General features: G+C 35.2%; 19 protein-coding genes, 1 tRNA gene and 1 pseudogene. 17 read left to right on the forward strand and 4 right to left on the reverse strand.

All coding sequences use genetic code 11. The annotated features are described in order from the left end of the window. Positions 1–111: 111 nt before the first annotated feature. Positions 112–963 (reverse strand): helix-turn-helix transcriptional regulator, encoded by an 852-nt coding sequence (locus RTP52_RS08845; protein WP_312370642.1) that lies wholly within the window; start codon positions 961–963, stop codon positions 112–114. Positions 964–1208: 245 nt separating this feature from the next. On the opposite strand from RTP52_RS08845, the gene RTP52_RS08850 reads away from it, so the two are divergent. The 4 genes from RTP52_RS08850 to RTP52_RS08865 all read left to right on the forward strand — a co-directional run bounded on the left by RTP52_RS08850 (position 1209) and on the right by RTP52_RS08865 (position 6356). Then, positions 1209–3002 carry an L-fucose isomerase gene (locus tag RTP52_RS08850; protein ID WP_312104797.1) on the forward strand — a complete coding sequence of 598 codons (1794 nt, stop codon included), beginning with the start codon at positions 1209–1211 and terminating at the stop codon, positions 3000–3002. Between the two features lie 3 nt (positions 3003–3005). Beyond that, on the forward strand, positions 3006–4481 hold the full coding sequence (locus RTP52_RS08855; RefSeq protein WP_312370645.1) for a rhamnulokinase: 1476 nt from the start codon (positions 3006–3008) through the stop codon (positions 4479–4481). Positions 4482–4735: 254 nt separating this feature from the next. After that, a complete protein-coding gene (locus RTP52_RS08860; RefSeq protein ID WP_312104801.1) occupies positions 4736–5182 on the forward strand; it encodes an RbsD/FucU family protein in 447 nt (148 codons plus the stop codon). A 415-nt stretch (positions 5183–5597) separates the two neighbouring features. After that, positions 5598–6356: an SAM-dependent methyltransferase gene (locus RTP52_RS08865; RefSeq protein ID WP_312104803.1), complete on the forward strand. Its 759-nt coding sequence runs from the start codon at positions 5598–5600 to the stop codon at positions 6354–6356. 217 nt (positions 6357–6573) lie between these two features. Here RTP52_RS08865 and RTP52_RS08870 read toward each other — a convergent pair. After that, positions 6574–6945 (reverse strand): annotated as a pseudogene (locus tag RTP52_RS08870) (MerR family transcriptional regulator); the annotation flags it as partial. Positions 6946–7042: 97 nt separating this feature from the next. Further along, positions 7043–7840: a pyrroline-5-carboxylate reductase gene (gene proC, locus RTP52_RS08875; RefSeq protein WP_312104806.1), complete on the reverse strand. Its 798-nt coding sequence runs from the start codon at positions 7838–7840 to the stop codon at positions 7043–7045. A 703-nt stretch (positions 7841–8543) separates the two neighbouring features. Here proC and RTP52_RS08880 point away from each other — a divergent pair. Beyond that, positions 8544–8708 (forward strand): hypothetical protein, encoded by a 165-nt coding sequence (locus tag RTP52_RS08880; RefSeq protein WP_312104809.1) that lies wholly within the window; start codon positions 8544–8546, stop codon positions 8706–8708. Between the two features lie 152 nt (positions 8709–8860). On the opposite strand, the gene RTP52_RS08885 is transcribed toward RTP52_RS08880, so the two are convergent. Then, a complete protein-coding gene (locus RTP52_RS08885) occupies positions 8861–9586 on the reverse strand; it encodes an ATP-binding protein (RefSeq protein WP_312370648.1) in 726 nt (241 codons plus the stop codon). Positions 9587–9805: 219 nt separating this feature from the next. Between RTP52_RS08885 and RTP52_RS08890 the strand changes: the two genes are divergently transcribed. The 12 genes from RTP52_RS08890 (at position 9806) to RTP52_RS08945 (ending at position 20555) form a co-directional block, all read left to right on the forward strand. Further along, positions 9806–10522 (forward strand): Crp/Fnr family transcriptional regulator, encoded by a 717-nt coding sequence (locus RTP52_RS08890; RefSeq protein WP_312370731.1) that lies wholly within the window; start codon positions 9806–9808, stop codon positions 10520–10522. Positions 10523–10638: 116 nt separating this feature from the next. After that, positions 10639–10710 (forward strand) — tRNA-Gly (locus RTP52_RS08895). Between the two features lie 703 nt (positions 10711–11413). Next, a complete protein-coding gene (locus RTP52_RS08900) occupies positions 11414–12196 on the forward strand; it encodes a PHP domain-containing protein (RefSeq protein ID WP_312370650.1) in 783 nt (260 codons plus the stop codon). 283 nt (positions 12197–12479) lie between these two features. Beyond that, entirely contained in the window at positions 12480–12869 is a 390-nt protein-coding gene (locus RTP52_RS08905; RefSeq protein WP_312104816.1) for a hypothetical protein, read from the forward strand. Between the two features lie 54 nt (positions 12870–12923). After that, entirely contained in the window at positions 12924–13097 is a 174-nt protein-coding gene (locus tag RTP52_RS08910) for a hypothetical protein (RefSeq protein WP_312370652.1), read from the forward strand. A 469-nt stretch (positions 13098–13566) separates the two neighbouring features. Continuing rightward, complete coding sequence (locus RTP52_RS08915) at positions 13567–14280, forward strand: lysoplasmalogenase family protein (RefSeq protein WP_312370654.1); 714 nt, start codon at positions 13567–13569, stop codon at positions 14278–14280. Positions 14281–14292: 12 nt separating this feature from the next. Beyond that, positions 14293–15657, forward strand: coding sequence for an aldehyde dehydrogenase (locus tag RTP52_RS08920; RefSeq protein ID WP_312370655.1), 1365 nt, complete (start codon positions 14293–14295; stop codon positions 15655–15657). A gap of 93 nt (positions 15658–15750) precedes the next feature. Beyond that, positions 15751–16125 carry a hypothetical protein gene (locus RTP52_RS08925; RefSeq protein WP_312370656.1) on the forward strand — a complete coding sequence of 125 codons (375 nt, stop codon included), beginning with the start codon at positions 15751–15753 and terminating at the stop codon, positions 16123–16125. Positions 16126–16450: 325 nt separating this feature from the next. Next, positions 16451–16894, forward strand: coding sequence for a hypothetical protein (locus RTP52_RS08930; RefSeq protein ID WP_312370657.1), 444 nt, complete (start codon positions 16451–16453; stop codon positions 16892–16894). 331 nt (positions 16895–17225) lie between these two features. Next, positions 17226–18140: an ROK family protein gene (locus RTP52_RS08935; protein ID WP_312107341.1), complete on the forward strand. Its 915-nt coding sequence runs from the start codon at positions 17226–17228 to the stop codon at positions 18138–18140. Between the two features lie 185 nt (positions 18141–18325). Next, complete coding sequence (locus RTP52_RS08940; protein ID WP_312370659.1) at positions 18326–19012, forward strand: hypothetical protein; 687 nt, start codon at positions 18326–18328, stop codon at positions 19010–19012. 58 nt (positions 19013–19070) lie between these two features. Beyond that, complete coding sequence (locus RTP52_RS08945; protein ID WP_312370660.1) at positions 19071–20555, forward strand: DUF4127 family protein; 1485 nt, start codon at positions 19071–19073, stop codon at positions 20553–20555. The last annotated feature ends 2 nt before the right edge of the window (positions 20556–20557 follow it).

Here is a 20557-nt window from a genome sequence, read left to right on the forward strand (position 1 = left end):
TTTTTTTGCAGTTTAGTAAGCAATATCATTATATATTATATAGGAAAGTTAGGAGGCCTTTGTATTTGTTTTATTTTTACATCAATTTTTGATTGGTAATTAAAAATATCCTTACTCCTTCCACATCATCTGATATTTTTTCGGAGTAATCCCTTTGTATTTTTTAAATGTTTTAATAAAGTAACTAAAATCATTAAATCCGCAACGAAATGCAATATCGGTTAGCGTATCTTCCGATTGGCTAATCTGATAGCAAGCCTGTTCAATCCGATAATAATTTAGATAATCGATTGGGGTTCGATTCGTATACTCCTGAAAAAAACGACAGAAGTATTTTGGGGAGAGTCCGCAGACTCTCGATAGCTCCTGTAAGGTTAGAGGCTTTGCATAATCGGTTACAATAAGTTCCAAAGAAGCTTTTAATTGTTCGATGGATTTTTGAGATTTTAGTTCAGATTCCTCTGCCTCGCTGTAACATTCATTCAGTTGTAAAGCTGCAAAAAATAATAACAGAGAACCTAATACAGATAGTTCATATCCTTCCGCTTCTGATCGGATTGCATCAAACATCGTAATCAATGGAGATGTAATGCATGATCTATTATGTACCGGGTTTATACTAATCTTTTGATGCGCTATTTTTTTTAGGAATGAATCGGTTAGAAAACTCCTCTGACGTAAGATATTAAAATCAAATACAATACATTCATAAGTACAATCTTTTGGTGAACCTCCGTGTAGTTTACCATCTTTAATAAAAGCGATATCGTCCTTCTGAAGAAGATATTCTGTTCCATCGAGAAACAGCCCAAATTCCCCATCCAAAATCCGAATAATTTCATATTCAATATGCCAATGGAAAGGCATCTCATACTGCGGATGTGTATGGTCTACGTAGTGATATTCTATTGGAAAATCTACGGTGCCCCTTTGTCTGCACTCATGATATCTAATGTCCTGCATAAGAACCCTTTCTGTGAATATTGTTATATTTTTATGCTATTATAACACAAGATTACTTCTTCGTAAAATATTATAATAAGGGTGAAATGTAAAGTGAGTAAGACAAATTTCTTTCTCACGGAATTTCTAAGGCGCCAAAAGACGCCGCCTAAGAAATTCTAAAACTTCACACTAGTTACATGTTTTGTTTGTACCTACTTAAAAAAACATAAAAAATTTCATAATATAAAAGGAGGAAGTTACATATGGCAAAAAACAGATTAATTGGTGAGTATCCGATTATCGGAATCAGACCAACCATTGATGGAAGAAGAGGATATCTTAAGGTGAGAGAATCCTTAGAGGAACAGACAATGGGAATGGCAAAAGCAGCAGCGAAATTATTTGAGGAGAATCTTCGCTATTCGAATGGAGAACCGGTAAAAGTAATTATCTCGGATACCACCATCGGACGAGCAGGAGAGACAGCAGCTTGTGCGGAACAATTTAAAAAAGCAGGTGTAGATATTACCTTAACGGTTACACCTTGTTGGTGTTATGGCGCAGAAACTATGGATATGGACCCAATGACAATCAAAGGTGTTTGGGGATTTAACGGAACGGAGCGTCCAGGTGCTGTTTATCTTGCATCGGTATTAGCAACCCATGCTCAAAAAGGTCTTCCTGCCTTTGGTATCTATGGACATGATGTTCAGGATGCGGATAATAAAGAAATCCCAGAGGATGTAAAAGAGAAATTACTTCGTTTTGGACGTGCTTCAGTAGCCGCAGCAACCATGAGAGGTAAATCCTATCTCCAGATTGGTTCTATCTGTATGGGTATTGGTGGTTCTATTATTGATCCAGCATTTATTGAAGAGTATCTTGGAATGCGTGTTGAATCTGTCGATGAGGTAGAGATTATCCGTCGTATGACAGAAGAGATTTACGATAAAGAAGAATATGAGAAGGCACTTGCATGGACGAAGGAGAAATGTAAGGAAGGATTTGATAAGAATCCAAGCGAAGTTCAAAAAACTCCAGAACAGAAAGAAAAAGACTGGGAGTTTGTTGTGAAGATGATGTGTATCATTAAAGATTTAATGAATGGTAATGCTAATCTTCCTAAAGGCTGTGAAGAGGAGATGTCCGGTCATAATGCGATAGCAGCAGGTTTCCAGGGACAGCGTCAATGGACTGATTTCTATCCAAACTGTGATTTCCCAGAAGCATTACTTAACACCTCCTTTGACTGGAATGGTGCAAGAGAGCCTTATATTTTAGCAACCGAAAATGACGTATTAAACGGTCTTGGCATGCTATTTAGTAAACTATTAACAAATACAGCTCAAATTTTTGCTGATGTTCGTACTTACTGGAGCCCAGAGGCGGTAAAGAAAGCAACTGGTTATGACCTTGAGGGAGTAGCGAAAGAATCCGGTGGAATCATTCACTTAATTAACTCTGGTGCTGCTTGTCTTGATGCCTGCGGTGAAGCAAAAGATGCTTCCGGTAATGGCGTGATGAAACCTTGGTATGAAGTTAATGAAGAAGATCAAGAAGCAATCTTAAATGCAACTACATGGAATGCTGCTGATAATGGATATTTCCGTGGTGGCGGATACTCTTCAAGATTTTTAACTACAGCGCAGATGCCTTGTACTATGATAAGATTAAATCTTGTAAAAGGACTTGGTCCAATGTTACAGATTGCAGAAGGTTACACAGTGAAACTTCCAGACGAAGTATCCGATACTCTATGGAAGAGAACAGATTATACATGGCCTTGTACTTGGTTTGCTCCAAGAACAACAGGCGAAGGTGCATTTACGACAGCTTATGATGTTATGAATAATTGGGGTGCTAATCATGGCGCGATTAGTTACGGACACATTGGGGCAGATTTAATTACTCTTTGCTCCATGTTAAGAATTCCAGTAGCAATGCATAATGTCCCAGAGGAGAAGATTTTCCGCCCAGCTGCATGGAATGCTTATGGAATGGATAAGGAAGGACAGGATTACAGAGCTTGCGCAGCTTATGGTCCTATGTATCGCTAATTCATGGAAAATGGGAAAAATGTCTTAGCCATTGACCTTGGAGCTTCTAGCGGAAGAGCGATCCTTGGAAGTTTTGATGGGAAACGAATTAAGTTAGAGGAACTGCACCGGTTTTTAAATGAACCGGTGCAGCTAAATCAGACGTTATATTGGGACGTATTGCGTCTGATGCATGACATAAAAATTGGTCTTCAAAAAGCAGCTCAGGTTGATTTCCACAGCGTAGGAATTGATACTTGGGGTGTTGATTTTGGACTTTTAGATGAAGATGGAAACTTATTAGAAAATCCGGTTCATTATCGCGATAAAAGAACGGAAGGAATGTTTGAACTTGCGTTTTCTCAGTACGATAAGGAAAGGTTTTATGAACTGAGCGGGAATCAGTTTATGGAGATTAATACCGTATTTCAATTACTTTCTCTTAAATATTCAAGACAAAGACTATTGTCGCAAGCGAAAACTCTTCTATTAATGCCTGATTTACTAAATTATTTCTTAACTGGTGTAAAAGCAAGCGAATATACGATTGCATCTACCACTCAGATGCTTGATGCAAGAGAAAAGATTTGGTCGAAGGAAATAATTCAGTCGCTTGGATTGCCAGAAAACATTCTAACAAAGGTCATAGAACCTGGAACAGTTCTTTCTCCGATTCGAACAGAAATTCTAGATGAGTTAATGATAAAGCCTGCCAGTGTGGTAGCTGTTGCTGGTCATGATACACAGTGTGCAATGGTGGCTGTTCCTGCTACCGAGGAAGATTTCTTATTCATCAGCTGTGGTACTTGGTCATTATTCGGAACAGAACTTGCGGAACCCTTGATTTCTGAAAAATCAAAAAAATATAACATGACCAATGAAGGCGGTTATGGTGGGAAGATTTCTTTCTTGAAAAATATTATTGGACTTTGGTTGATTCAAGAAAGTAGAAGACAGTGGGAAAGGGAAGGTCTAACTTATAGTTTTTCGGAACTTGAAAAAGAAGCACAGAAGGCAACTCCATTTCTAGCTTTCATTGATCCAGATGCGCCGGAGTTTGTTGCTCCTGGTAATATACCTGAGAGAATCCGTGAGTACTGTAAGAGAACAAATCAAAGTATCCCAAAAGAAATCGGTGAATTTGTCCGTTGTATCAACGAAAGTTTGGCTATGAAATACCGTTATGTGATGGAGCAAATTGAGGATTGTACACAGAAAAACTATGATACAATCTATATGGTTGGGGGCGGTACGAATAGCCGTATGCTTTGTCAGTTGACTGCAAATGCGTGTAACAAGAAGGTAGTTGCAGGACCAACAGAAGCAACCGTTTATGGAAACGTTGCACTTCAATTGATTGCTTTAGGTGAAATCAGTGACTTAACAAAGGCCAGAGAATGTATTCGAAACTCAGAAGATATGATATGTTATGAGCCACAAGAGGAACAAAAGTGGTCGGAGGCATATCAGAGATTTTTATCTCATTGTAAGTTTGAGTAGAAAACGAGTGGTGGTACATTCTCATGGAAGGAAGATGTGTATCTACCATTAAAGGAAGATGTACATTCTCATTGAGGAAGATGTACGTTCTCATGGAAGGAAGATGTACATTCTCACTGAAGGAAGAGGTACATCTCTTCACTGAAGGAAATGTGTATCTCCCATTACAGAGAAATGTTGTTAGAAGAACACTAAATAAGTAAGTAATAAACTTTCATGGTAGTGTTTACTACGAAAATAACTGGAGGGCTGTTATGTTAAAAGGAATACCTAAAATTTTGTCACCAGAATTATTAAAGGTTTTATGTGAAATGGGACACAGTGACCGAATTGTTATAGCAGATGGTAATTTTCCAGCACAATCCGTTGGAAAAGATGCGATTGTAATACGATGCGATGGGCACGATGTACCAAGTCTCTTAAGCGCGATTTTAACTGTATTTCCTCTAGATACCTACGTTGATAGACCGGTTTTACTAATGGAGAAAGTTCCGGGGGATACGGTAGAGACCCCAATTTGGGAGGAATACAAGCAAATTGTTCGTCAGTATGACAACCGTGGGGAAAATGTGATTGGTTCGATCGAAAGATTTGCATTCTATGAAGAAGCGAAAAAAGCATATGCCATTATAGCAACTGGGGAAAAAGCCCTATACGCTAACATAATTCTACAAAAAGGTGTTGTAGTCGACGGAGAGTAAAATCTTTTCTTTCAGAATAACACCAAAAAAAGGTAAAAATAAGTGGACATATTAAGAGAATGTATTATAATATTCTTAAACAAATGTCCGGAACATTTAAAAATAAGTGATACGAGTTGTACTAGTATTTAACCCCATCAAGGAAGGAACTTGCCTGTTTCAGCAGGAGTTCAAGCTCTATTTAAATGCCACGTAGTGACAATGAGGTTATGAGCAAGTAGCTGTAAGCAGATTGCGAATATCCGCTTTGACTATAAATAGAGAATACTGGTAACGAATTTGTAACACAGCATGTAGTAGGAAAAAGCACACCGGCACAAAGCCTTGGTGTGCTTTTTTTAGTCCATGTAAGAAGCATAACGTCTCCTTTGAATAAACCGAAAGATGATTATTTCATCCTAGAATGGAGGTATCTATGAATGAAACGATAGCGAGAGTGCAGCAAATGCTAAGTTTAGAACAGTTTCCACGATCGTCTGCCTACGATATTGAATGGGTCAGCGAAAATGAAATGGGTCCTAACGCTATGTGGCTAGCTGAGTTTTTATCTGAGAAGATGCAGTTTAGTAAAGGAATGAAAGTACTTGATTTAGGCTGTGGAAAAGGGTTAAGTTCGGTATTCTTAGCAAAAGAATTCGGAGTGAATGTGTATTCTATAGATTTATGGATTCATGCCACCGATAACTTCCTACGTATAAAAGAAATGGAGGTAGAAGATCTTGTAACTCCAATCCAGGCAGATGCAATGAAACTTCCCTTTGCTAGAGGATTCTTTGACGCTATTGTGAGTTTAGATGCTTACCATTATTTTGGAACGAATGAAATGTATTTGGAAGAAATCTTATCTTATCTAAAACCAAATGGACAAATAGGTATCGTTGTTCCGTCCGTACTGAAGGAATTCCAAGATGAGATCCCAGATTCAATAAAACCCTATTGGGAACCTTATTTGTATACGCATCATACACCAGAATGGTGGCGTAAATTATGGGAACATTCTGACCAAGTAAAGGTTGAGGTAGCAGATACAATGCCGAATGGATATGAAAATTGGCTATTATGGGATAAGACATTAAAAGATGCTGGATTGTTAAGGAGAAGTGGGGATGTAGAGATGCTCCTTGCTGATGAAGGGAATTTTACTTTTTGTAGAGTGATTGGAACTAAGATTTAATAATTATAAGGAACTAAGATTGAATTTGGTATGAGGGCAAGAATAACAAACAAACGTTGTTTTTCATTCCCAAGATACATTCAATCGTTGTGCTTTTTCCTGCTCCATTGGCTCCAAGTTGCATACCATAAAAAAGAAAATTTATCATTTATGGTAATTGCACATGGATCATAAAAAGAATAACACCAACCAAAAGGTTGGTGTTAAAGTGTAGAGTTTATGAAAATTTATATTTCATTGATTCAATCTGACGTTTCATTTGTTTCGCATTCGACTCAGCAGACTTTAATGAAGTTATCAACTTATTGCAAACGGATACGATATCTTCCTCTAGTGGGGGAGTATCAAGGACTTCCCTGATATTAGTTGCTGGATTTTTGGATAATGCATTCAGCATCCTTAGTATGGATTCCAAGGAATAGTTCGCGCACCGAAGTGAACGGATAATTTTTAATCGATTGATATCCTCTTGTGTATAGATGCGGTATCCGTTTTCTTTCCGTTTCACAGTAAGTAGACCGTTCATTTCCCAATTTCTTAACGTATCCATCGTTAGCTGCAAATACTCTGAAACTTCTTTTCTCTTCATTGCAACTGGAAAAAAACACCTCCGTTACCACTAGGATGACATAAGATAAAAGTCTGGTGGTATAATGGAGGGTTTTGAAATCATATCTTGTACGATACTAGGATAATTTCCTAGACTTCTCAGCGCAGACCTTCATAGCCTCCATGATACTGCTACGAAATCCAGTCTTTTCTAAGCTTTGGACAGCATCAATTGTGGTTCCTCCAGGAGAACATACCATATCTTTTAGAGCACCAGGATGTTTGCCTGTCTCAAGTACCATTTTTGCGCTTCCAAGTACAGCTTGAGCAGCAAAACGATAGGCTTTATCTCTTGGCATTCCTTCAGCTACAGCAGCATCTGCCATTGCTTCTATTAAGATAAAGACATAAGCTGGTGAACTACCACTTACTGCAACTACAGCGTCCATTAGGTGTTCTGACACCTCTTCAGCGATACCAAAACCACGTAGAAGGTTCATAACAAGTGCAAATTCTTCTTCTGTCACTTGATCATTTCTACATACTGCTGTAATACCTTCGGATACTAATGCAGGGGTGTTTGGCATAGTACGGATTAGTTTTAAGGTACGTTCAAATAAAGACTCTACCCGTTTTAAACTTTGTCCAGCTGCGATGGTAACTATAATGGTACTTTTCCTTATGTCTTGTGAAATTTCTTTGATAACAGTTTCGTAATATTGAGGTTTTACAGAAAGGAAAAGTACATCCACACCTGTTGCCACAGCAAGGTTATCTGAGGTAGTCAGAATACCTAATTTTTCTTCCGCATTCTTTAGTGCTTGTGAAGAGGCATCTGATGCGATAATATCTGTAGCCTCTACGATATGATTATTTATCATGCCACTAATCATAGCTGTCGCCATATTGCCACAGCCAATAAATCCGAGTTTCATGTTTGTTCCTCCTAAGATTTCATAATATCTTGTAGATCGGTAAATAGCGCAAAATACTTCGTTATTTCATCGGAATGAAATCTACTATTTTATTATTTTTATTTACTATTATACCATTTTTGCAAGCTCATATGGTAAGCAGCACTTTGATGTTTATGTGTACTCACTTTGCTTGACTAGTATAAATGTCTATCGACATTATACCATAGTTTCTTGTATTTCAAAGGGAATTCTTTTGACAAGGAAGAAACACTTGACATCAAAAAATGAAGGTAGTATAGTAGTAAAAAATGACATTATTAAGGACAAGTTCGTGAAGCATACTTTTTCTCGATTGTCGAAAGGGGTGAACAACATGGTAAAAAATCGTACATATATTAACTCAGAATGTTTGTTGTTCACATGTAGATATCATTTTGCTAAAACCATTCTTAACAAAGAATGTTAGATTAGAAAATGTAAGAGGAACGACAGCATTTCTGTAATTTTCAGAAGTGCTTTTTTAATATATACGAAATTGCTCTGCAATTTGCTATAAATTAAAACTATCAGGGATATGCACTCACCCTGTAGGTTCGGCAAGGCGAAGTATATCGCCTAGACAAAGTGTCTTTGCCTTCAAGATAGAGATCTAGGAACCTAGATTGGCAAAACTATTTGTTCTATAATTATATGAATATGAGCTTTATGAGGAGGTATGGGTATGGGAAGTAAGAATAAAAATCAAGTGGATTTAAGTCAGATATTTAAGTCAAAAAATGCGAATTCCTTTACAGGAGCCAATAATGCAAAGAATAGTAATGGTAAAGGACGAAATAATCAAGTAATTAATAAAAGCTCCGTTGGAGTAAGAGGACAATCAAAATAGTACCAAAGTGTATAAAAGTATAAACAACAAGCTGTTATCAAAGGAAATGAGATTGATAACAGCTTGTTGTTTTCTCGGAGCAAGAAAGTTTTATAGAGTGATATGAATTGCTCAGAAAATGGTCAGATTTTATTTTTATATTACTTGTAAACTTAATCTTCTAAGATAGATCCGTCTGTTCCAATTACAGTTATTTGCCATGGAATAAACTTTCCGCTTGCTTGTAGAGCTTGCTTTACAGCTATTTCAATACCTCTGCAGCATGGAACTTCCATACGAACTACATGAACACTTTTAATATTATTATTTGCAAGAATTGCAGTAAGTTTTTCCGTATAATCAACATCATCAAGCTTTGGACATCCAATCAAAGTAATGCGATTATTCATAAACTTGTTATGGAAATTTCCATATGCATAAGCGGTACAATCTGCTGCAATTAATAGATTCGCTTGTTCAAAATAAGGTGCATTTACGGGAACTAATTTAATTTGAACTGGCCATTGACGTAAATTACTTTCTATTTCGATGTCACGATTCATTGCAGTATGATGAGATAGAACTTTTGCTGCACTGGAAGGGCATCCACATGGCTTTACTTCTTTTGAAGTCTCATTTTCTAATTGTTTCCCAATCGATAAGGATTCCATATGTTTCACCACTGCTTCTTCATCAAAGGCTAAAGTATCTCTTTCCTCAAATGCTATAGCTCCGGTAGGGCAAACTGGCAGACAGTTTCCAAGACCATCACAATAATCATCACGTATTAACTTTGCCTTTCCATTTATTATAGCGATAGCACCCTCTTTACAGGCACTAGCACATAAACCACAGCCATTGCAAGCTTCTTCATCAATTTTAATGATTGTTCTAATCATAATATCCTCCCAAAATATATGCTATAATCGTTACACTTTAACTTGAAATATGTTATGTATATAATATAAGTTAAGAATATAAAAATGTCTGTTGTAAAAACAACAATAATAAGCTATTCTTAATGTATTATTGTAGTAAGGAAATCTTGATGTGTCAACTTGACATGAAAGTGAAAATATAAAGCTATATACGAAAGCTAGAAAGGGGCTGTTTTTTTGATGGATTATAAGGACAGAATGAAAGAGGTTATTCCAATGGATATAAGTTCCTATATCGAATTATTAACTAATATTTCTTTATTTGAAGGTATTGAACAGAAAGATATTGGAGGTATGCTAGGATGCCTTCAAGCGAATAAAAAGAATTTTTTAAAAAATGAGACTATTTTAAGAGCGGGAGAGGTAATTTCTCATCTAGGAATTATATTGTCTGGTAGAGGGCAGATCATTCGTGAAGATATTATGGGAAATCGTAATATTTTATCAAATCTTGAGGTTGGTGATATGTTTGCCGAGGCATTTGCCTGTGCAGGGTCACAGAGGTTACCATTTCAGGTAGTAGCCATAACAGACTGTACAGTAATGTTTCTTGATTATCGTCGTATCGTAACTACATGCTCCAGTTCCTGTTATTTTCATACCAGCCTCATTCATAATATGATGAAAATTCTTGCCGTTAAAAATGTGTTATTAACACAGAAGATGGAACATATGACAAAACGTTCTACAAGAGAGAAGCTATTATCTTACTTATCCGAACAGGCAGCTAAGAGTAATAGTAAGATATTTTCAATACCATTTAACCGCCAGGAATTAGCAGACTACTTATGTGTTGACCGTAGTGCCATGTCAAATGAATTAAGTAAGCTAAAAGACGAAGGCTTAATTGATTATGATAGAAGTGATTTTAGATTGTTAAAAGAGCAATTGAGCTAGTCATAAAGTGCCACAAAGAGGAAAATAAAAAGTTTGAAAAGAGCATTGACAAAACCGCAATCCTATAGTATCATATATCTTGCATTCGGCAAACGACGAATACATAGAATATGAATGCACGAGTGGCTCAGTGGTGGAGTATCGCCTTGCCAAGGCGAGGGTCGCGGGTTCGAATCCCGTCTCGTGCTTACAAAATCCCTTGAATTTCAAGGGATTTTTTGTTACGCTGATATGTGCATCGTATGTGCACTACTTTTTCATGTTCTTTCTGACGCAGACATTCATCTCTTTGATTTTATGTAGCCTTGATGTCTTACAATGCAAACATTTGCCATAAAAATTTCCTCCTTTATAAATTTGTTAATCTGTTTCATTAATTAGAATGACAGCCGAATTTAAAAGGGAGTATTTTTTTCATTTTTTCAGAAAATGATTTTCATTTACCTAAATTCAGATTATCTGTATTAACTCACTAGGGCAGTCTAACGACTGACCTGCTCGCTCTCCGAGGGGTCTGCGACGCTTTTGCATCATCCACACATTAAAACAACGAAGGATCCATGCGCAGCATGGAGCTTCATTGTTTCGATTCCGCATTCTTCGAGGTAGTACTTGTTCTGGATTATCAGTTGTTGCTATGATTTTATATTGTAATCAGCATCTCATTCAGCCCACTTGATTGTTTTTACATACAAGAATGAAATTATATTTATTCAAAGTGGTATACACCATTTAAGAAAGTGTAGATGATACGCATTAATAATTGGTGTACACAGACTACTGAAAAATTTAGTTTAATTATTTTACCCAATATGATATTATTAAGTTGGAAAAAAATTGGAAACCATTAAGGTATTTCCTTCAATAAATTATAAATAGGGGAGTGGTAGTATGGTAGATGGTCATATTCATATTGAACGAGGAGAATATACGCATGAATGGGTAAATCAATTCGTTATCAAAGCAGTTGAAAAGCAATTAGATGAGATTTGGCTTCTTGAGCATTGTTATCGGTTTGAAGAATTTGTTCCCATGTATGATTCTGTTTGTGCATATAGCGATTATATAGATACATGGTTCCATAGAAATGCAGGTGTTTTGAAACTAGAGAATTATTTGTCACTTATCAAACAAATCAGAAATAATCAGTTTCCTGTTAAGATTAAGTTTGGTCTTGAGATATGCTATTTTAAAGAGTTTGAAGATTTAGTTGTAGAATTAACTAAAGGTAAAGATTTTGATTTCTTGTTGGGTAGCGTTCATTTTGTTGATGATTTTGCCTTTGACCATAAGGAAGAGCATTGGAATGGAATTAATGTCGATGAAATATATCATAGATATTTTGAAACATCTATTTCACTTGCTCAAAGTTGCATATATGACGGTATAGCTCATCCCGATTCGATTAAACTTTTTGGACAAAAACCATCATATTCTCTAACGGATTATTATGATAGTTTAGCAAAGGAGCTTTCAAAAAATAATATGTACGCAGAACAAAATAGTGGAGTATTTCGACGTTGTCCTAATACAGCTACGCTAGGTATGGATGAAGAAATGCTAAAAATAATGAAAAATAATAATGTGAAAATCATTACAGCATCGGATGCTCATTGCCCTGAAGATGTTGGTGATAGAATATTGGAACTTAACAATTGTTTAATAAATAGTTAGGTGCAACCAGTATCAGAGATTGAAAACCCTCATTTCTATGCGGGTTCTGGTAATGTTCAAACAGTTCATCAAGGTCTCTGAGGTTTTTCCGTTTTAAAGGTTTTGATTACCAATCCAATTTGTCAATCAATAATTAATAAATTCATCGATGAGTAATTACTTAGCTTAGAATCATATGATATTACATATCCAATTGACAATTTATATATACAGCATTATATTATAGAATAAAAGTATAGTTTAACAATATTTACAAAAACCACTTAATCGATGGAGACAAAAAATGGACAAAAGAGACATATTACTAACATTACAGAACATGTTTGAAGACAAAGAGAAAGATGAGCCTGATTTCACAATTGAAAGCAAACAAATTGATAAGAACAATTATTTAACACTAATTACGCGAGATAATGAAGACTTTATCGGTATAGATCCTGATTATGAAGCTTTTATAGCTTTATTAAAGTATCATAATACAAAAGAGTTAAACTATATAGTCAAAAAGTTTAATGATAATAAAGTAAAGATTTTTACGGAGTACTCTGATGAACAAAGAAAAAAGTTATTAGAAGAAATGAAAGATCTTCAATCTAGATTATCAAACTCTAATCAAAGGAATATAGTATTTGTTGAAATGATGATAGTTGATTGGGCGAATAAAATACTATAATTAAGAATTTAATATCTTCTACCATTAATCAATCAGAATTCGTGGAGGTATATTATGCCGTTTGCAGTCGTGGCGTATTTTGACAAAAAATCAGATGAGAGAATTAGATTATTATGGAGAGGTATGGCAGATATTGGCGTAGATGATTATTTAATTCAGATAATTGAGCGAATTGGAATAATTGAATTTCATCCTGCAAAACAGTTGTTTTCATATGAGTTAATATAAATTTCAATTTATCTACGTGGTAACAACTAATCAGACATGTCAAATATCTTCAGATTCTAATACATAAATCAGAAGTGGATGGAACCCCTTTCTTTTCAGTATTCTTAGGATGGAATTTTGGTTCGAATCCCGTCTCGTATCTTAATTAAAAAAAGTATCGCAAATTCATTAAATCAGGGGTTTGCGATTTTTTTTGTTTGAAAATCATGTGTGCAGGATGAATGCAACATCCTTTTACGTACTCATCCGGTCATAAAGCCCGTTCATATAAGGACGGTTCTACTCGATTTTGTGGTAATTTAGAAGAATACGATATCTTTTAGTCGCCTTATGAAAATAAGAGTATCGATGGAAGATATTTGTAATAAATATAGGATTGTGATATAGTATAATAGTCTAGATGGTAGATACCTAAGTGAATTAGCATAGCTTTTTGTTATGACTTTATTATACCTGGAGGAGTGTTTTTATGGATTTAATTCAACCTTTGTTTTTGTTTGTACTGTATTCAATTCTTTTTACCTTTCTCATGCTGGCAACAATCAGTTTAAAATACAAAAAATATTATGTTATAGTAAAAACTATCAATAGTATTGGATTTCTTGCGGTGTCCATATTTTGTGCCTATTATGGGGCAAACATAAGAACTTTAATATATTTACTACCAGCGTTGTTGTTGTGTTTTATTGGTGATGTTGTTCTTGGTTTCTATAATGCCACCATTGAAAGAGATGTAAAAGAAACCAATACGAAAGTTACGGGAAAACCGTCCCTTTTTATTATGGGGTTACTAACGTTTGCATTTGGGCATGTATGCTTTATTTATGCGTTCTCCATAATGCAGAAAGTAACTTGGGTAGATATGATATTTCCGATATTAGCAATATTTATTACAATAGGATTAACGAGATTAGATAAAATGAATACAGGTAAGCTTACAAAATTAATAGTAGCATATTCATTTATGGTAGCAATGTTATTCTCAAAAGGTATGCATCTTGTGTTATCACAATTTAGTATTCAAAATTTGTTACTTAGTATAGGGGCAACTTTATTCCTTATTTCGGACACGTTCATTTTATTTCTTTATTTTTATGAGAAGAAGTATAAGGCTGTTCACGTCATTAATCTTGCTACCTACTATTATGGAATGTTTTTTATAGGACTAAGTTTGCTATATTAAGGAGAGAGATATATGGAGATGAAGCAACTTGTTTCTTTACAAAGAGAGTTTTTTCTTAGTAATGTTACGAAGGATATTCAATTTCGAAAGGAACAGCTTAAGAAATTGGAACTTGCAATTATACAAAACCAAGACAAAATATATGCGGCACTTAAAGAGGATTTGAACAAATCAGAATATGAGGCATACCTTACTGAGGTTAGCATTGTGCTAAATGAAATTCGTTATGCAAGAAAGCATTTGATAAGGTGGGGGAAACCACAGAAGGTTAAGACCCCATTATCACATTTCCCGGCTAAGAGTTTTACCTTATTAGAGCCATATGGAGTCGTATTGGTGCTCTCGCCTTGGAATTATCCATTTCAATTAGCATTAGCACCTGTGGTGGGTGCAATGGCAGCAGGAAATTGTGTTGTGATTAAATCATCTAAAAATAGTGCTAATACAACTGCTATCATTACAGACATTATCAATCAAACTTTTGATCCGAAGTACGCATACTGTGTCAGTGACGAGCATAGTTATGATGAAATTTTAAATGAAAAGTATGATTATATATTCTTTACTGGAAGTGAACGTGTAGGTAAGATTGTAATGCACGCAGCAAGTGAACATGTAACCCCATTATCCTTGGAATTAGGTGGAAAAAGCCCATGTTTTGTAGATAGGAGTGCTAATATTGAACTAGCAGCAAAGCGTATTATATGGGGGAAACTTTTAAATGCAGGGCAAACTTGTGTGGCACCTGATTATGTCATAGTTGACAGTACTGTGAAGCAGCAATTAATAGAACAGATGACTAAGCAAATAAGTAGTATGTATGGTAATCCATTAGAAAATGATAATTATCCCAAAATTATAAGCAAAGATCATTTCGAAAGATTACAAGGACTTATTCAAAGAGAAGCTAACAAAATAGGTGGCAGCAGTGATGAGAAAACAAATAAAATTGAACCTGCTATCTTTACAGAGGCTACCTTTGAGAGTGAGATTATGAAAGATGAAATTTTTGGACCGATAATTCCGATTTTATCTTATGACAATATCGATAAAGCGATTCGTACCGTTAAAGAACGTGCCAAGCCACTGGCTTGCTATATATTTAGTCAGGATGAAACATATATCCAAAAGTTGTTAAAAGAGGTTTCCTTTGGTGGGGGATGTGTAAATGATACGGTTATGCATCTTGCAAATCACAACTTGCCATTTGGCGGTGTTGGTAGCAGTGGTATGGGAAATTATCATGGAGAATATAGCATCCATACATTTTCACATGAGAAAAGTGTGTTAAAAAATAAAAATATATTTGATATACCATTACGTTATGCACCGTACAATGTTAAGAATCTTAAACTAATTAAAAAAATAATGAAATAGTAATAATGCTATTATATTATAAAACGATTAATTCATAATAGTTTGCTTATTTGAACCAATCAATAGGTAGTTACAGAATGGGAGTAATTTGGTTTGAAACTAATGAACACAAAGAATCCATTTATATCAGGTATAATTATGCTTGGATGTTACGGCTTTTCATATTGGCTATGTAGATATGCATTTTTTGGACTACACGGAATGAAGCAATGGCCAAATGCATTAGCAATAGTTGGTTTGATAACAATTGTTATTTCTGTAATATTTAGAAATCGAATAATTCCAATAGCTACTATTATAGGATATATGGGAGGGTTTATTCTTGCCATGATATTTAATGCTGATAGTGTAGACCAAGGTGGAGGAGGAACAAATAATGCTTGGAAAATCTGGGGAATTGTTTTCATACTCTCAATATTAATCGGTGTTATTCTATATTTCTTCCGTAAACAAAAGATGTGCACTTAAATCAGAAGTGGATAGAACCCCTTTCTGTTCGGTATTTGTAGCATAGGATTATGGTTCGAATCACGTCTCACGCCTAATTAAAAATGGTCGCAAATCCTTAAGAATCAAGGGTTTGCGATTTTTTGTTGCTAGAAATCATGTGTGCAGGATGTGTGGAAGTTATAATGCCCAATTCATATAGGATCGGTTCTACACACTTTTGATGCGCTGATTGACTTCCAATATTTAGAAATGTATAATAAGATTAATTGAAATTTGATTTACTTCGCTATAGTTATCGATTGTAAAGTGGGAAAATTTATATTCTGTGTGAGGAGGAATTCTTGTGATTTGTGAAAAATGTGCTGGGAAAGGCGATGATAATGGAAGGTGCTCTTTATGCGGTTATGACAATTCAAATGTACAGATTCCTAAGAATTATGAGGTTAAACCAAAATCATTTCGAAGTACAAGAGTAACAGTTTTCATGTGTTTCGTTATTGCTTTAGACTTAATTCTCGCAACAATCTTGCTGCTGAGCCTATTTAGAAATAACGAGCTTTCAACAGGTGCAGTAGCATTATCAATAGTGACAATTCTATTATGTGTTCTCGAGATTATAGTTGCCTTTTTTATTCTCAAGTTAAGAAAATGGGCACTAATAACTTATATTATTTTAAGTGTTATTGGAGGAATAATACAGCTTTTAAGCTTAGATTTCATTCCTATCATTTTTAAAGCTCTACTCCTGTATTTTATCTTCAGAAATGATTGGGAATATTTCGAATAACCTTGCAGTAACTGCTGTGCAATAATCCTACCAATGCAGTAATGTGCCGAAAGAGTAGAGTAGTGTAATTCCGTAAAGCGGAAAGTCCAAAATAAGAGTTTGCAAAGCAAACTCTTATTTTTTTATATCTTAAAACTTTTTACAAAGGTTGAAAAAACAGGAATAAAATAAAAAAATGACAAATGTATTTCAGAGTTAAAACATATTATCTAGACGAAATGCACAATAAAGTAATAAAAAATTTTAAAATTGTGTTGACATTACTGGAAAACCAGTTTAATATAACCTTAACACTTATTACGAGGTCTGTAAAAAGAAAAGGAATAAAAAGATGGATATCACAAATGTAAAACAATTAAAAGTGAATAATTTAAATAGGATTTTGACGAGTCTGCTTTCGATGGGGAGGGGGACTAAGATGGATTTGGCCAATTATACAAATTTATCAAATTCTACTCTTTCAGAAAGTATTAATAAGCTTTGTGAAATCAACGTTGTTAGAGCGAATGGGGTAGAAGAGTCTATCGGCGGAAGATGTCCATCTATTTATTCGATTAATGCAGAGTATGGCTGTTTTATTGGTCTATGCATAGACAAAAATGGTGTGGAAGCAAACGTTGTGGATTTTTGCGGAAATGTATTAAAAAATTATGAGTTATTACCATTGGAATCAAAACCGATGATTATTCTTGTTTACGAAACAATTGAGAAGATACTGCATGAATTTTCTTGTAAAAACATGTTAGGGATTGGTTTTTCAGCAACGGGAAAAATTGATTATCATTCCGGGGTTATTTCGACAAGCAGTGAAATTAATTGGCACAATGTTCATCTAAAAGAATTGGTAGAGAGAAAATTTTTTCTACCTACCTACATTGACCACAAGATGAATAATGCTACTTTGTTTGAGAGTTTATTAGGCAATGCAGTGGGATTGAAAAATTTTATGTTTCTCTGTGACTTCTACAAGAATAAAGTAGGAATCTATAGCGATGGTAAAATTCTAAGAGGGGAATGTAACCTTGCAGGAACAATGCGAGACATTGAAGCAGATCAAGAGATGCTTGAGAATATTAGGAGCTTTTTATCTCTAGAGACAATCCTTTATGGATATAACAGCACCAAAGAGGTTTTTGATAAAAAACCTCATATAAAGCTGGTAGAGATAAAAGATGGTTATTTTCCAAGGGCAGCTGCGCTGATGGCTGAGAAGAACTGGTTTGAATCAGTTTATTTTCAGATGTAAAGGTTGAATGAAATATTTTAACTTTGGAGATTTGAGCTATGTTCAAAGTCTCCAGACTTTGAAATGAGTATGGTTATAAAAATGAAAAGGAATGGAATGAAAAACATTTCATTCGGAATTTATGCTGGTTCACAAAAGTTGCTATCGTTATGAAAAGGCGCTAAAGCGCCAGAATAGAGGATAAAATGTCTGATTATATTGATTTATTAAAAAATAAGGCAATGACTCTTATTATGAGTTTGCCATCAAATGATCCAGAACTTGCTAAGGTAGCATTCGAATACGGTGCAGATGTTGTGAAAGTTCACATCAATGTGGAACACAGGGCAAGTAAAACACATTTTGGAAGCATCGATACGGAAAAAGAGAAATTTGAGGAAATGCTTGCGAATGCCAAAGGACCTATGGGAATTGTTCTCGGTGGAGAAACTGTAATTGCAAATAATGATTTTGACAAGGCAGCAGCGATGGGATTTAAATTCATATCTCTTTATGGACACCATATGCCTATCTCTGTTTTACAAAGTAAAGATGTATACCGTATGATGGCTTGTGATTATAGCTATCGCTTGGAAGAGATTAAGGTGTTTAAAGAAATTGGAGTAGATGTGTTAGAGGCATCCATTGTCCATCCAGAAGGATATGGAGATGATCTCAATAGTCGAGATATCTTAAATTATCGTATTCTTTGTAAGGAAAGTGGTTTACCTGTAGTAATTCCTACACAAAGAAAGATTAAACCAAGTGAACTTTCTATTTTAGATGAAGTGGGCGTAAGTGGTATTATGATTGGCGCAATTGTTACTGGAAAAGAAATAGAGAGTATAAAACGTACCGTATGTGATTTTAAAGAAGCAATTCTTAAGTTGTAATTTGAATCAGGAGTATATACACATAGGAAAATTAAGAAGAAAGGTAGTGGGAGACAAAATGAATTTTGTATACGTACCGATTGACTCTAGGGCATGCAATAACCTATTTCCAATGCAATTAGCAAAACTCCAAGGGATTGAAGTAATTAGCCCTCAAAAAGAGATCATGGATGATTTTATGATTCCGTCTAATTATGACAGTTTGAAAAGGTGGCTTTATGAAACTTGCTCAGACGACACAGTACTTATCCTTTCCGTGGATAATTTTACGATGGGTTCATTGCTTAATTCTAGGTGTAATTCAGTATCCATAGAAACATGCATGGAACGTATGGATGAGGTGAAGGCACTGAAAAATAAATATCCAGGTATGAAGATATATGCCTTCAATGTGTTGATGCGTACCTCCATTAGTACATTAAGCACTGCTTCCATTGAGAATTGGAACTATGTCAATGAATATTCCCAGCTTGTTCATAAGGCAGAACTATACAATAGGGAGGAAGATAGGTTAAGAATCTCAGAACTCGAAGCTTTAATACCAAGTAAGGTCTTAGAAACTTATTTATATTCTAGGAAAAAGAATGCATTGGTTAATAAGATGAGTGTTGAATTTGTAAAAGAAGGTATTTTCCACTGTCTATCCATTGTACAAGAGGATTCTACTCCGTATGGAATGCAGAAAAAAGAGCAAGTGGAATTATCAGAGCTCATTCGTAATTATGGGTTACACGAAAAAATTAGTTTACATAATGGAACAGATGAAGCGGGCTGCCTTTGCATGGCAAAAGCGATTGCGGATTATAAAGGGATAAAAACAAAACTATCCTATGTTTATTTAAATGATAATCGCGATACCTTCGCAGCTTCTTATGAAGATCGATTATTTCATGAGAATCTTCTTAGTCATAGCAAGTTTGCTGGAATCGAACTGGTGGATGGGGATTTATCGTTAGAGGATGTGTTAATAATTTATACGCCAGTTAATAGGCAGTATGAAGCAAGTATAGGGGATGGTACACCACCATGTGATTACTCCTCGGAGACACTGAATCAATTTGCAAAAAGGGTAGCAGAACTTATCGATACAGGAAAAAGGGTTTACTTTTTAGATGTAGCGTATGCCAATGGTGGTCAGGGCGATATTTTGCATAGAATTCATAAGTTTGTAGATGTAACAAAGTTATGGGGATATTCTGCGTGGAATACAGCCTCCAATGCACTTGGGACAATACTAGCTCAGGTAGTACTAGCAACAGGAGCAAAAGAGGAAGAGAATCGATGCTTTACACTGGAAAGGTTCTTAGATGATTTTGCATATCAGGGAATTGTAAGACAGCAGTTAAAAACGGAGTTAGTCGCAAAAGGTGAGGATACTTTAAACCTAAAAGAAAAGAAAATGTCAGATAAGATACTATCCCAGTTAATGGAGGTATTTGTAAAGAAAGATCCTATTTTTCAGGGGAAGCAATTGGAACTTTCTTGCGAGCTTCCTTGGGCAAGAATTTTTGAGGCAAATATTCTGATAAAGAAAGTGGTGTAAGT

The organism is Lachnoclostridium sp. (genome assembly GCF_031997925.1).
Taxonomy (GTDB): Bacteria; Bacillota; Clostridia; order Lachnospirales; family Lachnospiraceae; genus Lachnoclostridium.

Excerpts from the sequence above, each read along its gene's own strand:
- RTP52_RS08855 (WP_312370645.1), top strand. The coding sequence starts at position 3,006 with ATGGAAAATGGGAAAAATGTCTTAGCCATTGACCTTGGAGCTTCTAGC.
- RTP52_RS08945 (WP_312370660.1), top strand. The coding sequence starts at position 19,071 with ATGAATTTTGTATACGTACCGATTGACTCTAGGGCATGCAATAACCTA.
- RTP52_RS08890 (WP_312370731.1), top strand. The coding sequence starts at position 9,806 with ATGGATTATAAGGACAGAATGAAAGAGGTTATTCCAATGGATATAAGT.
- RTP52_RS08860 (WP_312104801.1), top strand. The coding sequence starts at position 4,736 with ATGTTAAAAGGAATACCTAAAATTTTGTCACCAGAATTATTAAAGGTT.
- RTP52_RS08845 (WP_312370642.1), bottom strand. The coding sequence starts at position 963 with ATGCAGGACATTAGATATCATGAGTGCAGACAAAGGGGCACCGTAGAT.
- RTP52_RS08880 (WP_312104809.1), top strand. The coding sequence starts at position 8,544 with ATGGGAAGTAAGAATAAAAATCAAGTGGATTTAAGTCAGATATTTAAG.
- RTP52_RS08935 (WP_312107341.1), top strand. The coding sequence starts at position 17,226 with ATGGATATCACAAATGTAAAACAATTAAAAGTGAATAATTTAAATAGG.
- RTP52_RS08885 (WP_312370648.1), bottom strand. The coding sequence starts at position 9,586 with ATGATTAGAACAATCATTAAAATTGATGAAGAAGCTTGCAATGGCTGT.
- proC (WP_312104806.1), bottom strand. The coding sequence starts at position 7,840 with ATGAAACTCGGATTTATTGGCTGTGGCAATATGGCGACAGCTATGATT.
- RTP52_RS08910 (WP_312370652.1), top strand. The coding sequence starts at position 12,924 with ATGCCGTTTGCAGTCGTGGCGTATTTTGACAAAAAATCAGATGAGAGA.
- RTP52_RS08850 (WP_312104797.1), top strand. The coding sequence starts at position 1,209 with ATGGCAAAAAACAGATTAATTGGTGAGTATCCGATTATCGGAATCAGA.
- RTP52_RS08940 (WP_312370659.1), top strand. The coding sequence starts at position 18,326 with ATGTCTGATTATATTGATTTATTAAAAAATAAGGCAATGACTCTTATT.
- RTP52_RS08915 (WP_312370654.1), top strand. The coding sequence starts at position 13,567 with ATGGATTTAATTCAACCTTTGTTTTTGTTTGTACTGTATTCAATTCTT.
- RTP52_RS08920 (WP_312370655.1), top strand. The coding sequence starts at position 14,293 with ATGGAGATGAAGCAACTTGTTTCTTTACAAAGAGAGTTTTTTCTTAGT.
- RTP52_RS08900 (WP_312370650.1), top strand. The coding sequence starts at position 11,414 with ATGGTAGATGGTCATATTCATATTGAACGAGGAGAATATACGCATGAA.
- RTP52_RS08865 (WP_312104803.1), top strand. The coding sequence starts at position 5,598 with ATGAATGAAACGATAGCGAGAGTGCAGCAAATGCTAAGTTTAGAACAG.
- RTP52_RS08905 (WP_312104816.1), top strand. The coding sequence starts at position 12,480 with ATGGACAAAAGAGACATATTACTAACATTACAGAACATGTTTGAAGAC.